At 71.7% G+C, this 14,011-nt stretch carries 12 protein-coding genes and 1 pseudogene; 8 read left to right on the forward strand and 5 right to left on the reverse strand.

All coding sequences use genetic code 11. The features are described 5' to 3' along the window. A partial coding sequence (locus ACFXJ5_RS32320; RefSeq protein WP_384639012.1) for an SDR family oxidoreductase occupies positions 1 to 635 on the reverse strand: 635 nt, incomplete at its 3' end. Between the two features lie 11 nt (positions 636 to 646). After that, the gene (locus ACFXJ5_RS32325; protein ID WP_384639015.1) at positions 647 to 1,660 is read right to left on the reverse strand and encodes a Gfo/Idh/MocA family protein; all 1,014 of its coding nucleotides are present in this window, start codon (positions 1,658 to 1,660) and stop codon (positions 647 to 649) included. An 80-nt stretch (positions 1,661 to 1,740) separates the two neighbouring features. Here ACFXJ5_RS32325 and ACFXJ5_RS32330 point away from each other — a divergent pair, with 80 nt between their 5' ends. From ACFXJ5_RS32330 to ACFXJ5_RS32340, 3 genes and pseudogenes are all read left to right on the forward strand, one after another. Next, entirely contained in the window at positions 1,741 to 3,069 is a 1,329-nt protein-coding gene (locus ACFXJ5_RS32330; RefSeq protein ID WP_384639018.1) for a multidrug effflux MFS transporter, read from the forward strand. Between the two features lie 38 nt (positions 3,070 to 3,107). Next, positions 3,108 to 3,305, forward strand: a complete 198-nt coding sequence (locus ACFXJ5_RS32335) for a hypothetical protein (protein ID WP_384639021.1) — start codon at positions 3,108 to 3,110, stop codon at positions 3,303 to 3,305. After that, positions 3,271 to 4,392, forward strand: a pseudogene (locus ACFXJ5_RS32340) (serine hydrolase domain-containing protein); the annotation flags it as partial. The gene ACFXJ5_RS32335 and the pseudogene ACFXJ5_RS32340, both read left to right, overlap by 35 nt. Here the strand turns inward: ACFXJ5_RS32340 and ACFXJ5_RS32345 are convergent. Then, positions 4,365 to 5,534 (reverse strand): YncE family protein, encoded by a 1,170-nt coding sequence (locus ACFXJ5_RS32345; protein ID WP_384639085.1) that lies wholly within the window; start codon positions 5,532 to 5,534, stop codon positions 4,365 to 4,367. The pseudogene ACFXJ5_RS32340 and the gene ACFXJ5_RS32345 overlap by 28 nt on opposite strands. Beyond that, on the reverse strand, positions 5,534 to 6,349 hold the full coding sequence (locus tag ACFXJ5_RS32350) for a polysaccharide deacetylase family protein (RefSeq protein ID WP_384639087.1): 816 nt from the start codon (positions 6,347 to 6,349) through the stop codon (positions 5,534 to 5,536). Before ACFXJ5_RS32350 ends, ACFXJ5_RS32345 begins: the two co-directional genes overlap by 1 nt. A gap of 188 nt (positions 6,350 to 6,537) precedes the next feature. Between ACFXJ5_RS32350 and ACFXJ5_RS32355 the strand changes: the two genes are divergently transcribed. After that, complete coding sequence (locus ACFXJ5_RS32355; RefSeq protein ID WP_384639027.1) at positions 6,538 to 8,490, forward strand: ricin-type beta-trefoil lectin domain protein; 1,953 nt, start codon at positions 6,538 to 6,540, stop codon at positions 8,488 to 8,490. Between the two features lie 17 nt (positions 8,491 to 8,507). Continuing rightward, on the forward strand, positions 8,508 to 9,239 hold the full coding sequence (locus ACFXJ5_RS32360; RefSeq protein ID WP_384639030.1) for a CDP-alcohol phosphatidyltransferase family protein: 732 nt from the start codon (positions 8,508 to 8,510) through the stop codon (positions 9,237 to 9,239). Here ACFXJ5_RS32360 and ACFXJ5_RS32365 read toward each other — a convergent pair. Next, entirely contained in the window at positions 9,205 to 9,654 is a 450-nt protein-coding gene (locus tag ACFXJ5_RS32365) for an adenylyltransferase/cytidyltransferase family protein (protein ID WP_384639033.1), read from the reverse strand. The two genes, ACFXJ5_RS32360 and ACFXJ5_RS32365, sit on opposite strands and share 35 nt — an antisense overlap. Positions 9,655 to 9,820: 166 nt before the next feature. Here ACFXJ5_RS32365 and ACFXJ5_RS32370 point away from each other — a divergent pair, with 166 nt between their 5' ends. The 3 genes from ACFXJ5_RS32370 to ACFXJ5_RS32380 are packed head-to-tail and all read left to right on the forward strand — an operon-like array spanning position 9,821 to position 14,009. Then, positions 9,821 to 11,062 carry a glycosyltransferase gene (locus ACFXJ5_RS32370; RefSeq protein ID WP_384639090.1) on the forward strand — a complete coding sequence of 414 codons (1,242 nt, stop codon included), beginning with the start codon at positions 9,821 to 9,823 and terminating at the stop codon, positions 11,060 to 11,062. After that, positions 11,059 to 12,786 carry a lipopolysaccharide biosynthesis protein gene (locus tag ACFXJ5_RS32375; protein ID WP_384639036.1) on the forward strand — a complete coding sequence of 576 codons (1,728 nt, stop codon included), beginning with the start codon at positions 11,059 to 11,061 and terminating at the stop codon, positions 12,784 to 12,786. The genes ACFXJ5_RS32370 and ACFXJ5_RS32375 overlap by 4 nt, the downstream gene beginning before the upstream one ends. After that, the gene (locus tag ACFXJ5_RS32380) at positions 12,783 to 14,009 is read left to right on the forward strand and encodes a hypothetical protein (RefSeq protein ID WP_384639039.1); all 1,227 of its coding nucleotides are present in this window, start codon (positions 12,783 to 12,785) and stop codon (positions 14,007 to 14,009) included. Before ACFXJ5_RS32375 ends, ACFXJ5_RS32380 begins: the two co-directional genes overlap by 4 nt. The last annotated feature ends 2 nt before the right edge of the window (positions 14,010 to 14,011 follow it).

Below are 14,011 nucleotides of genomic sequence, written 5' to 3' on the forward strand. Positions count from 1 at the left end.
TCGGGCGTGACGGTGCCGTTGGGTTGTTTGATGCCCGCGGACATGCGGGCGGTCATGGCGGTGGCGGCGTTGCCGATGTCGATCTGGCCGCAGGCGATGCGGTAGGGGCGGCCGTCCAGGGAGAGGGATCGGGTCAGGCCGGTGACGGCGTGCTTGGTGGCGGTGTAGGCGATGCTGTCGGGGCGGGGGACGTGGGCGGAGATGGAGCCGTTGTTGATGATGCGGCCGCCCTGGGGGTCCTGGGACTTCATGGCACGGAAGGCGGCTTGGGCGCAGAGGAAGGCGCCGGTGAGGTTGACATCGACAACGGTGCGCCACTGGTCGTAGGTGAGGTCCTCGAGGGGGACGGGGGGCGCGCTGGTTCCGGCGTTGTTGAAGAGCAGGTCGACGCGCCCGAAGTGGGCACGGGCGGTGTCGAAGAGGGCGGTGACGTCGGCGGGCCGGGTGACGTCGGTCGGTACGACGGCGGTCGCCCCGCCGGAAGCCGCGGCGGCGGTCTGCCGCAGGGCGTCCTCCCGGCGGCCGGCCAGGGCGACGCGCCACCCGGCCGCCGCCAGCGCGAGCGCCACGGCTCGCCCGATTCCCGAACCGGCGCCGGTCACCACTGCCACGTTGTCGCTGTCGCTCTCGCTCATGGCACGGAAGCCTAGGCCTCGCCCGGGTAGCGGACGCCGATGCGGTCGCGGACCGTGTCGAGGGTGCGCATGACGGCGAGGCTGCCGTCGAGGGGGACGAGGGGTGACTCGAGGTCGCCGGCGCGCAGGCAGCGCATGACCTCGGCCGCTTCGTGCTGAAGCCCGTGGAGGCCGTGGAGGCCGTGGAGGTCGCCCGGCGGGGCGGTGAACTCCTCCGGGGCCCGTCCGTCGCGGTGCAGGACGAAGCGGTCGGCGGAGAAGAAGCCCGTGGGGAGCTCGATGCGGCCCGACGTGCCGGTGACGGTTGCCGTGGTGGCCGTGCCGGCGGTGATGGAGCAGCTGAGTAGCGCCAGGGCACCGCTGTCGTAGCCCAGCAGTATGCCGGTGTTGGCGTCGACGCCTTCCTCGGTGAGCCGGGCCCAGGCCTGGACCTCGTCGGGCTCGCCGAGCAGGAGGTGGGCGAAGGAGACGGGGTAGACGCCGAGGTCGAGCAGGGCGCCGCCGCCTTGGGCGGGGTCGCGCAGCCGGTGGTCGGGGGCGAAGGGTCCGGCGAGGCCGAAGTCGGCGTGGACGGCGCGGACTTCGCCGATGGCGCCGTCCCGTACGAGCTCGGAGAGGCGCCGGATGACGGGGTTGCAGTACATCCACATGGCCTCCATCAGGAAGGCCCCGTGCTTCCGGGCGAGCTCGACCAGCTCGCGAGCCTCGACCGCGTTCATGGTGAAGGCCTTCTCGCAGAGCACCGCGCGCCCCGCCTGGAGGCACAGCCCGGCGGCGACCCGGTGTGCGGAGTGCGGGGTGGCGACGTACACCACGTCGACATCGGCGTCGTCCGCCAGCGCGGTCCAACTCCCGTACGCGCGGGGGATCCCGAACCGTTCGGCGAAGTCCTCGGCGGAGGCCGCGGTGCGCGAGGCGACCGCGACCACCTCGGCGTCCTTCAGTTCCAGCAGGTCCGCCGTGAAGGCCGCGGCGATCCCGCCGGTCGCCAGAATGCCCCACCGGATCTTCCGTGACTGTTCCATGTCCCGCCCCACCACCTGGTCTCGACCACTCCGTAAATCCTGAGAGCATAGAGAACGATTCAACGACCATGGAGACCCGCATGCCGGAGGCAGGCCCGATCCCGCCCGACCAGATATCCATACCGGACGCGTCAACTCCGGTACGACGCGCCGAGGGCCCTGCCGGGTACCGCGCCGTGGGGCCTGCCACCCGGCCCCGGCGTACGAGCCTCCTCGTCACCCTGGTCCTCGGTGGGCTCACCGCCCTCCCGCCGCTCTCCATGGACATGTATCTGCCGGCACTGCCCGCCGTGACCCGCGCGCTGCACAGCCCGGCCGCCACCGTGCAGCTCACCCTCACCGCCTGCCTGGCCGGGATGGCGCTCGGCCAGCTGGTGGTCGGGCCGATGAGTGACCGCTGGGGTCGGCGCAGACCGCTGCTGGCCGGCATGGTGATCTACGTACTGGCCACCGCGGTGTGCGCCTTCGCGCCCAGCGCCGAGCTGCTGGTGGCCTTCCGGCTGCTGCAGGGCCTGGCGGGCGCGGCCGGGATCGTGATCGCCCGTGCGGTGGTCCGCGACATGTACGACGGCGTGGACATGGCCCGCTTCTTCTCCACCCTGATGCTGGTCTCCGGGGCCGCCCCGATCATCGCGCCGGTGATCGGCGGCCAGGTGCTGAGGGTCACCGACTGGCGCGGCGTCTTCGCCGTCCTGACCGTGGTCGGCGGCCTGCTCACCCTCGTCGTGTGGCGTTGGCTGCACGAGACGCTCCCGCCCGCGCGCCGGCAGAGCGGCGGCCTGGGTGACACGCTCCATACGATGCGCGGGCTGCTGGGCGACCGCCGCTTCGCCGGCTACATGCTGGTCGGCGGTCTGACCTTCGCCGCGCTCTTCGCGTACATCTCGGCCTCGTCCTTCGTCGTGCAGGAGATCTACGGGGCCTCCCCGCAGACGTACAGCCTGCTCTTCGGGGTCAACTCCGTCGGCCTCGTCGCCCTGGGCCAGCTCAACGGCAAGGTGCTGGTCGGCCGGGTCCGCATGGACCGCGTCCTGGGTCTGGGCCTGGCGGTCATCACGCTCGCCGCCGCCGCGCTGCTGCTGATGGCCTCCGGCACGCTCGGCCCGGTCGGGCTGCTGCCGGTAGCCGTCGGGCTCTTCGTGCTGATGGCCGCGATGAGCCTGGTGCTGCCCAACGCCAACGCGCTGGCCCTGATGCGTACCCGCACCCCCGGCGCCGCCGGATCCGCGTCCGCCCTGCTCGGTACGTGCTCGTTCCTGATCGGCGCGGTCGCCTCGCCCCTGGTCGGCATCGCGGGGGAGCACACCGCGGTGCCGATGGCGGTGGTGCAGCTGGTGAGTGTGCTGGCCGCCGGGGCCTGTTTCGCCGGGCTCTGCCGTCCGTGGCGGCGTACTGTGGATGCACCGTAGGCCGTAAGGCGTAACGCGTGTGGCGTCAGGAGGCAGAAATGTCCGAGCCGATCGACGAGAGCAAGTGGGCCTGGAAGACAGCGGACAGCTGCCTTCACACCGGATCCGAACACATGATCGATCCGGAGGATCTGGTGATGGCCTCGGGGCGCGAGCCCACCCCAGCGCGGATCGAGAAGGCCCGCAAGGCCCTGGAGGAGCATGGCGCCGCGGCTGTCGAAAGGTACCTCCCCTGACAGCGGTCCCGACCGGGCCGGGCTGCGAGCCGACGAGCTGAGCGCGCTCGTCGCGGATCTCACGACATATCTTTCCCCGGCGCCCTCCCGACCCCACCCGTGGTGCGCGGGCGCCGTCGTCCTCGCCGGACGCGGGCACACGGTCGCCCTCCACGAGGCCGTCGGCTGGGCGGTCCGCCATGCCTCGTACGAGAGCGAGCTGCCCCGCGACCAGTGGGTGCCGATGCGCCCCGACACGGTCTTCGACCTGGCCTCGCTGACCAAGCTCTTCACGGCGGTGGTGGCGGCGTCGGTCGACGCCGTCGGGCCGGACGAGCCGGTCGTCTCGTACGTCCCCGAATTCGGCGCGGCGGGCAAGCGCGGCATCACCGTACGGCAGCTCCTCGACCACACCTCAGGGCTCCGCGCCGAGCTGCCCTTCTACGACTGCCCCGACGCCGCCGCCCGCGCGCGGCTCCTCTGGTCCGAGGCACCGGTCGCCGAACCCGGCACGGTCCGGATCTACTCCGACCTCAACCTCATCGCTCTCCAGCACGTCCTGGAACGGGCCACCGGCGAGGCCCTCGACGCCCTCGTCCGCGAGCACATCACCGATCCGCTCGGCATGTACGACACCCGCTTCAACCCGCCCGCCTCCTGGCTGCCCCGGATCGCCGCCACCGAGGACCAGCGCCGCCCGTGGGGCCGCCTCGACCGGGGCCTGCTGCGCGGCGTCGTCCACGACGAGAACGCCTACGCCATGGGCGGCGTCGCCGGCCACGCCGGACTCTTCTCCACCGCCTGGGACCTGGCGCTCTTCTGCCGGGCGCTGCTGGACGGGGACGGCCCGTACGGCGCTCGCAACGGTTTCCTCGGCTTCGAGACCGACCAGCCCTGGTTCATGGGCGAGCTGGCGGGCCGCGGCGCCGTCGGCCACACCGGCTTCACCGGTACCAGCCTCGTCCTCGACCCGGCGACGGACTCCTTCCTGGTGCTGCTGGCCAATTCGGTGCACCCCTGCCGCACGTGGCGCGACGGCAGCGCGATCCGCGCGGGCGCCGCGACACGGCTGGCGCGGGCTCAGCGGAAGATGCCGGTGTGCCCGAGCGAGTAGCGGCCGGGCTGCGGGTATACGGCCAGGCCGTGCGGGCCTGAGCCGACCGGGATCTTGGCGATGGTGTGGCCGTCGGTCGTGTCGATGGCGTAGACCTCGGAGTTGTAGCGGCCGGAGAGCCAGAGCACCTTGCCGTCGGCGGAGACGCCGCCCATGTCGGGGCTGCCGCCGCCGCGGATGTGCCACTTGTGGACGAGCCTGCCGGAGGCGAAGTCGAGGACGGAGACGGTGCCTTCGCCGCGGTTGGAGATGTACATGTACTTGGAGTCGCGGCTGACGTAGAGGCCGTGGCAGCCCTTGCCGGTGCGCAGCAGGTGCGGCCGGCTGAAGGTGTCGCCGTTCAGGACCCACATGCCGTCGGCCATCATGTCGGCGACGTACCAGGTGCGCCCGTCGGGCGAGATCTTGACGTCCTGGGGCATGGCGCCACGCATGGGGAGCCGTTCCTGGGCCACCACCGCCATCCTCTCGGTGTCGACCTTCAGCAGCTCGCCCGAGAACTCGCAGGAGACGATGAAGTACCGCCCGTCGGGGGAGAAGTCGGCGTGGTTTACGCCGTAGCAGCTGACCGGGAGGACCTTCCGGACGGCCATGGTGTGGGCGTCGCGGAAGACGAGCCGGCGGTCGGCGGAGGCCATGACGACGGCGTACCTGCCGTTCGGCGTGAAGTACAGGTTGTACGGGTCGTGGACCGGGACGCGGGGGCCGGCGATGCGGCCCGTGGCGGGGTCGATGGGGGTGAGGGTGTTGCCGAGATCGTCGTTGACCCAGAGGGTTTTGAGGTCCCAGGAGGGGACGACGTGCTGGGGCTGGCGGCCGACGCGGAGGGTGTCGATGACCTGGTACGTGGCCGGGTCGATGACGGAGACCGTGTCGGAGTTGGTGTTCGGGACGTAGACCCGCGAGGGGAAGCCGCGGACGACGGGGGAGAGGCGGCCCGGGCGGTCGGCGGCGTAGAGGTCGTTGGGGTCGAGGAGGGGCGGCATGCCCGGGAGTGTCGTGGCGGCGACGGGGCTCGCGGCAGCCGACGCGGACGGCGAAGGGGCGTGGGACGGGGCGGTGTGCCGCTGTCCGCTGAACGGGGCGCAGGCGGTGAGGGCGCAGGCGGTGAGCAGCAGGGTGAGGCGGCGGCGCATCACGTCAGAAGCTCCGTGGTGGTGACGGCGCGCAGGCCGCGCCCGCGCAGGCCGTCGAGGATGGCGGGGAGGGCGGCCACCGTCCCGGGGTGGCCGAGGTGCAGGCTGACGACGGACCCGGCGCGGACCTGGTGCAGCACGTTGTCGCGTACGGCGTGCTCACCCGGGTCGGTGTAGTCCAGGGAGTCGACGTCGTACGAGAGGCAGTGCGGGTACCCGGCGCGCCGCGCGGCCCGCTGGACGGTGGGGGTGGCGAGGCGGGCCCGGGAGGGCCGGAACCATCGGCCGGGGGAGCCGGTGAGCCGGCGCAGGCGGTCGGCGCAGCCGGCGATCTCGGCGTAGGCGCCGGCCGCGCTCATGGCGGCGATGTCGCCATGGGTCTGGGTGTGGTTGCCCAGCTCGTGACCGCCGTTGAGGGCCCGGCGGGCGAGCTGCGGGTACGCGTCCAGCCAGTCACCGACGGCCATGACGGTCAGTCGTGCCCCCGCTCGTTCGGCCTCGGCCAGCAGGGCGGTGGCCAGGGCGGGCTCGCCCTGGCCGTGGAAGGTGAGCGCGACCTGGGGGCGGGTCGGCGGGCCGTGCGTGATCTGCGCGGGCAGCCGAGGAATCGCGGCGGTGGGCGAGGCTGTGGTGGGCGAGGCGGTCGTGGACGAGGCCGAAGTGGACGGGGCGGTCGGGGAAGCGGTGGCCGGCGTGGTCGCTCTCGCGCCGGCGGCGGAGTGACGCCCGGAGGCGCCACAGCCGGAGGCGAGTGCGGCGGCCCCGGCGGTGGCGGCGGCTGTGGCGGCGGCCTGGAGGACGGTACGGCGGGTCATGGGCACGCTGTCCAGCTTATTCATTTATAGGGCAATTGCTCAGAGTGACGGGCAGTCGGGTGACGCCCACTCAGCAACTTCACTCGGTGCGCGCTAGTTGACGTGCCCATGTGGCAAGCGCTCTCATGTGTGACGAATTCCGTTGGAAAGTGTTCGACTCTGCGAACAACACGCCTCGGGAGAGCCGCATGACCCGCATGACCCCCATGACCGCCACAAGACGCATCGCCATCCAGGTCTTAGCCCTCAGCCTCGCCCTCGTCGGGCTGCTCGCCATGCCCCGCGAGACCCCCGGCACGCAGACGACCGCCCCCGTCGCCGCGAGCCAGGTCGCCGTCACCCCGCCGCCCACCGGTTGGGCGTCCTGGAACAGCTTCGCCAGCAGCATCGACTACTCCACCATCAAGGCCCAGGCCGACGCCCTCGTCTCCTCCGGGCTGGCCGCGAAGGGCTACAAGTACCTCAACATCGACGAGGGCTGGTGGCAGGGCGCCCGCGACAGCAGCGGCAACATCACCGTCGACACGACGCAGTGGCCCGGCGGGATGGCCGCCATCGCGACGTACATCCACAGCAAGGGACTCAAGGCGGGCATCTACACCGACGCCGGCAAGAACGGCTGCGGCTACTACTACCCCACCACCCAGCCCGCCGCCGCCAACACCGGTAGCGAGGGCCACTACCAGCAGGACTTCCAGACCTTCCAGAACTGGGGCTTCGACTACGTCAAGGTCGACTGGTGCGGCGGCAACGTCGAAGGCCTCGACCAGGAGACGACGTACAAGGCGATCAGCGCCGCCAACACCGCGGCGACCGCCGTGACGGGACGGACCCTGGTCCTGTCGGTCTGCGAGTGGGGCACCGGCAACCCGTGGAACTGGGGCGCCGGCACCGCCGACCTGTGGCGGACCAGCACCGACATCATCTACTGGGGCAACAGCCCGTCGTCCGCCAACATGCTGGCCAACTTCGACAAGGCCCTGCACCCGTCCGCCCAGCACACCGGCGACTACAACGACCCCGACATGCTCATGGTCGGCATGAGCGGCTTCACCGCCGCCCAGAACCGCACCCATATGAGCCTGTGGGCGATCTCCGGCGCACCGCTCCTCGCGGGCAACAACCTCACCACCATGAGCTCCGAGACCGCCGCCATCCTCGGCAACTCCGAGGTCCTCGCCATCGACCAGGACACCCGCGGCCTCCAGGGCGTCAAGGTCGCCGAGGACAGCACCGGCCTGCAGGTCTACAGCAAGGTCCTGTCCGGCACCGGCAAGCGGGCCGTCCTCCTCCTCAACCGCACCTCGTCCGCCGCCTCCATCACCGCCCGCTGGGCCGACATGGGACTCACCACCGCCTCGGCCTCCGTACGGAACGTATGGTCGGCGACCAACGCCGGTTCGTACGCCACCGGGTACACCGCCACCGTCCCGGCCGGCGAGGGCGTCCTGCTCACCGTCTCCGGCACCGAGGCCGCCGGCGCCACCTACACCGGCTCGACCTCGGTGACCGCCACCGCCGGCGCCTCCGGCGTCAAGCTCGCCGACATCACCTACGCCAACGGCAACAGCACCGCCAGGACCACCACCCTCCAGGTCAACGGCCAGTACGCGACCACCGTCACCCTCCCGCCCACCGGCTCCAGCAGCACCTACGGCACCGTGTCCGTCCTGGTCTCCCTCGCCAAGGGCAGCAACACGCTGACCTTCTCCTCCGCGCCCAGCAGCGTGTATGTCCAGGATCTCGCCGGCACCAACGGCACCGCCCTCAAAGGCACCGGCTCCGGCCGCTGCGCCGACCTCGGCCACAACACCATCACCAACGGCGCCCAGGCCGAGCTCTGGGACTGCACCGGCGGCCAGAACCAGACCTTCACCGCCACCTCCCGCAGCGAACTGGTCCTCTACGGCAACAAGTGCCTCGACGCGTACAACAGCGGTACGACCAACGGCACCAAGGTCATCATCTGGGACTGCAACAGCCAGACCAACCAGAAGTGGACCGTCAACTCCAACGGCACCATCACCAACAACCTGTCCGGGCTCTGCCTGGACGCGATCGGCAACGGCACCGCGAACGGCACCCTGCTCGACCTGTGGACCTGCAACGGCGGGGCGAATCAGCAGTGGACTCGAAACTGACCTGACATGATGTTCGAGTGGCGTCTACCAGCACACTCAGACAGCTGCGCACCGCGCAGAAATCGGCCAAGGGCGTCTCCCTCTACTCGCGCTACGTCAACCGGCCGGCGGGCCGCGTGCTCGCCGCCGGGGCGTACCGGGCAGGACTGACGCCCAATCAGGTCACGTTGATCAGTGCCGCTTTCACGCTGGTGTCCGTGGCGGCCGTCGCGCTCGCGCGGCCGTCATGGACGCTGGCCGTCGCCGTCTACCTCGGCCTGGTCGTGGGCTTCGCCTTCGACTCGGCCGACGGACAGCTCGCCCGTCTGACCGGCAAGGGTGGCCCGGCGGGCGAGTGGCTCGACCACGTCGTGGACTGCGCGAAGATGACGGCGCTCCACGCCGCCGTCCTCATCTCCTTCTACCGCTTCTTCGACCTGCCGGGCGACGGCTGGCTGCTGGTGCCGCTCGGCTTCCAGTTCGCGGCGGTCCTGAGCTTCTGCGCCGGGCTGCTGACGGACCAGCTCAAGCGGCAGGCCGTGAAGGCGCCGGAGGCCGCTGCGCCTGCCGCGGCCGGAGCGTCGCCGCTTCGGGCCCTCGCCCTGCTCCCCGTCGACTACGGCGTGTTCTGCCTGGTCTTCCTGCTGCTCGGCTCGCCGGGCGCCTTCCGGTTCGCGTACACCGTGCTCTTCGCCTTCCAGGCGCTCTTCCTCCTCGCCTTCCTGGCGAAGTGGTTCAGGGAGCTGAGCGCACTGCCGAAGGGTCGCTGACCAGCACGTCCAGCGCCTTGCGCAACTGCGTGCTGGACGTGTGGACGGTGTACGGGAAGTAGACGACCTCGACGCCGACGGTCGCGAAGTCCCGCTCCAGGCGGTGGCCCTTCTCCGTACCGCGCCAGTCGTCGCCCTTGAAGATGACGTCGAAGCGGACCTGCTTCCAGGTCTCCAGCTTGTCGGGGACGGTCTCGACGAAGGCGGCGTCGACATAGCGGCAGCTGCGCACGATCTCCAGCCGCTCGATGAGCGGCACGACCGGCGTACGGCCCTTGGCGAGGGCGGCCATCTCGTCGGAGACGACCCCGGCGACGAGGTAGTCGCACTGGTTGCGGGCATGCCGCAGGATGTTGAGGTGGCCGACGTGGAAGAGGTCGTAGACTCCCGGCGCGTAGCCCACTATGTGTGGCATCAACAATTCCCCCCACAGGACGTACAACGCTCCCCAGCGCTGTCGAGTCTCAGACTTTAGCGTGAAGGTGATGTGTTGTAGGGGTGAACGGTTAAGGTGAAGGCCTGGTCACTTCTGGGGGGAAGGGGTCGTTCCGTTGACCGACTTCAACGGTCGCCGACTGCTACTGGTCTCCACCAACTACGCACCCGAGCATGCGGGCATCGGCCCGTACGCCACACAGATCGCCGAACACTGGGCTGCCCTGGGCGCCGAGGTCCACGTACTCGCCGGGATGCCGCACTATCCCGCCTGGCGGCTCGAACCTGCCTACCGGGGGGTCTGGCGGACCGAGGAGACCCGCGGCGGGGTCCGGGTGCACCGAAGACGCCATACGGTGCCGCCCCGGCAGACGGCCCTGCGCCGCGCGCTGTTCGAGGCGTCCGTGCTGGTCCACAGCCTGGTCGCACCGCCGCGAATACCGAGGCCGGACGCCGTGCTCGCGCAGATGCCGAGCCTGGCCGGCGGCATCGTCGCCGCCCGCCTGGCCCGGCGCTACGGAGTGCCGTACGTGCCCGTGGTCCAGGATCTGATGGGCGCGGCGGCGGCGCAGAGCGGCATCCGGGGCGGGGACCGGGCGGCGTCCGCCGCCGGGGCGGCCGAGGCGTACGCGCTGAAGCGCGGGACGCTCGTCGGCGTCATCCATGAGAGCTTCGTCGACAAGGCCGCCGCGCTCGGCGTCGACCGCGACCGGATCCGGCTGGTGCCCAACTGGTCCCATGTGGCGCGCCCCTCGCGGCCCCGCGCCGAGACCAGGGCCCGGCTCGGCTGGCCGCAGGACCAGATCGTCGTCCTGCACTCCGGGAACATGGGGCTCAAGCAGGGCCTGGAAGTCCTGGTCGAGGCGGCCCGGCAGGACCCCGCGGTCCGCGTCGTCCTGATGGGCGACGGCAACCAGCGCGCGCACCTCGTCGAGCTCGCCGGAGGGGAGGACGCGTTGCCCAACCTGCACTTCCTCCCGCCCTGCGACGAAGCCGACTTCCCGGACGTGCTCGCCGCCGCCGACGTCCTGGCCGTCACGCAGCGCGCCTCCGTCCTCGACATGAGCATCCCGTCCAAGCTCACCTCCTACTTCGCCGCCGCCCGCCCGGTCGTCGCCTCCGTCGCCGCCGAGGGCGGCACCGCCCAGGAGGTGATCCGTTCCGGCGCCGGGGTCCTGGTGCCACCGGAGGACCCGGGGGCGTTGCTCAAGGCGGTCCGTACGATCGCCGAAGACCCGGCGGCCGCCGACGAGCTCGGCGCGCACGGCCCGGTGTACGTGGACGCGCACCTCAGCAGGGAAGCGGGCCTGGCCCGTATCGACGCGCTCGTGACCGAAGCGCTGGAGACGACGAAACGAACGACGCAAGAGGGGACAGCACGTACGTGAGCGATCAACTGCGGGCCACTGCCGGTAACGACGAACCGGATTTGCTGCGCGACCAGTTCAGGCAACTGCTCCGCTACCGCGCGATGATCGGCGCGGGCGCGCTGCTCGGGCTGCTCGGCGGCGCCTGGTCCGCCGCCACCGGAGTGGACAGCTATGTGGCGACCAGTGAGGTACTGCTCCGCAGTCCCACGGTCGACCCTTTCGCATCCGGCGGCACAGCGGCCGACAAGCAGATCAACATCGGCTCCGAGCGGCAGACCGCCGCCAGCAACAGCGTCGCGGCCCGGGCCGCCAAGAAACTCGGGGGGTCGAACGGCGGTGTCTCGGACCTGCAGAACCATCTGCAGGTGACGAACCCCTCCAACACGCTCGTGCTGCGTTTCGCGTACACGGCGAACTCCCCGAAGGCCGCCGCGCGCGGCGCCACCGTCTTCAGTCAGGCCTACCTGGACAGCCGCCAGGACCAGACCAAGACCCTCATCAAGAACATGGTGAACGGCTACAAGGGCCAGCTCAACCCGCTGGCCAAGCAGCGGCAGGAACTCCTCGACCAGGTCAAGACCATTCAGGACGACACGGCCAAGAGCACCGTGCTGTCCAACCAGGCCAACCTCCTCTCGCAGATCGCGACCCTCAAGAGCAACATCAGCCAGCTGGAGGCCCTCGACACCACCCCCGGATACGTCATCCGGACCGCGACCCCGCCCACCACCCCCGAAGGTCTCGGGCTTCCGCTGCTGCTGGCCCTCGGCGCGGGCCTGGGGCTCAGCCTGGGACTGCTGGGCGCCTGGGTGCGGCTGATCTTCGACCCGTCCGCCCGCTCGGAGAGCGACGTGGCACGGGCCCTGCGCGCCCCCGTCCTCGGGACCCTGCCGCGGGTCCGCCCGGGCCCGCTGCTCGCCGCCGACCACGCGGACGTACGGCTCGCCGAGGAGTACCGTTCCGTCGCCTTCCGGCTCGCGTACGACCAGCGTTTCGCCGACCGGCGGCGGCTGCTGGTCGTGGCCCCGCGCGGCAGTGGTGAGGCCGCGGCGGCCGCGGCCGTGAACCTTGCCGCGTCCTTCGCCGAGACCGGCATCGAGACGCTGCTCATCGAGGCCGACCTGCGCTCCCCGGGCCTGTCCGCCCGGCTGCGGGCCGCCGACGGTACGCGCCCGGGCTGGGCCCGGTCCGCCGAACTCGGCGAGGGCGGCTGGCCGGCCGGCCTCCAGGTGCCGGTCGACGCGGGGGAATCCGGCACCTTCGACCTGGTGCCGGGGCGGCGGGTGCGCAATGTGGCGCGTTCGCTGACCTCGCCGTCGGTCACCCGGCTCATCGCCGAGGCCGACGCACCGAACTCGACGGTCATCGTGCTCGCCCCGCCCGTGCTGGCCTACGCCGACGCGCTCGCCCTGGTCGACCGGGTCGACGGCGTCCTGATCGTCTGCGACCCGCGCGAGGTGCACCGCGCCGACCTGGACCGGATCCGCGAACTCATCGCCGGCGCCGGGGGATCCGTACTCGGCTCGGTCATCCACCACACCCCGCGCAAGCCGCTCTTCCGCCGCCTCCCGCGCCGGGCGCCCGTCGCGAGGACAGCGGCCGCACCGGTTCCGGCTCCGGTCCAGCCCGAGCCCGCACCGGAGGAGCCGGAGGCCACGGACTCGCGTAACTCCGGGGATTCGGCGGAGTCTCCCGAGACCACCCTCACCCTGCACACGGTCCGCTCGGGCTCCACCCGGTGAGGGCCCGCACCGCGATCATCTGCTCCGTCCTCGACCAGGGGATCGCCGCTGTCACCAACATCGCGGTGCTGGTGGTCGTCGCCAGGCTCAGCGACGCCGGGTCCTTCGCCGTCTTCGCGATGGTCTACGTCGTCTTCACGGTGCTGCTCGGCGCCGCCGGGGCCTACGTCGGCCAGGAACTCGTCCTCCATCGCGACCAGGACCTGCGCCTTCCCTGCCGTTCGGCCGCGCTGTTCACCGCCGCCGCCTCCACCACGGCGGGGCTGCTGTTGGCGGCCGTCACCGCCTTCCTGCCCGGCCGCACCGCCGCGGCCCTGGCCGTGCTGGGGCTCGTGCTGCCCGTCGCCCTCACCCAGGACACCCTGCGCTACTGCTTCTCCGTGCTCCGCCTGCCCCACCTCGCCCTCGCCGCCGACACCCTGCGGTTCGCGGCCGCCGTTCCCGCGCTGCTGCTCCAGCCGGACGGCTCCGGCGCCGCCCGCATGGTCGCCGTCTGGGGGGTGACGGCGCTGCCCGCGCTGGCGCTGTCCGTGCTGCTGCTGCGCCGGCACGTCGCGGGCGTACGGGCCGACCTGCGCCGCTATCTGCGCCGGGGTCACCTGGGGCGGCGCTTCGTCGTCGAGTTCGCGGTCGGCAACGCCAGCAGCCAGCTCGCCGCTCTCGGCCTCGGCATCATCGCGACGCCGCTCGCGGTCGGCGCGCTGCGGGGCGCCACGACGCTCTTCGGCCCGCTCAACGTACTGTTCAACTCGGCGACGTCCTTCGGCCCGCCGCTGCTGACCCGCCTCGGCGGACTGCGCCGCACCACCCGGGCCACCATGGTGCTGGGCGTCGCCCTCGCCGCCGTCGCCATGGGCTGGGCGACCGCGCTCTACCTCCTGCCGGACGGCGCGGGCCGACAACTCCTCGGCGCCACCTGGCCCGCCGCCTCCCACCTGCTCCCGGCCACCGGAGCCCAGTACGCCACCATGGCGCTGGGCATCTGCGGTCTGCTCACCCTGCGGGTGCTCAGCCCCCGGGCCACCCTGCCCATCCAGCTGGTCTTCTCCGTCGCCGCCGTCGTCTTCATGTACGCGGGTTACGCCACCGGCGGCGTCCTCGGCGCGGCCTGGGGCCTCTTCCTCGGCTCCGCCCTCAAGGCAGCCGCCTCCTGGTCCCGCGTCTACGCCATGCGTCACCTGCCCCTCGTCACGGAGACCCCGGACCCGGCCCCAGTGGCGTGACC

The sequence above is a fragment of the Streptomyces sp. NPDC059373 genome (assembly GCF_042751495.1).
Classification (GTDB): Bacteria; Actinomycetota; Actinomycetes; order Streptomycetales; family Streptomycetaceae; genus Actinacidiphila.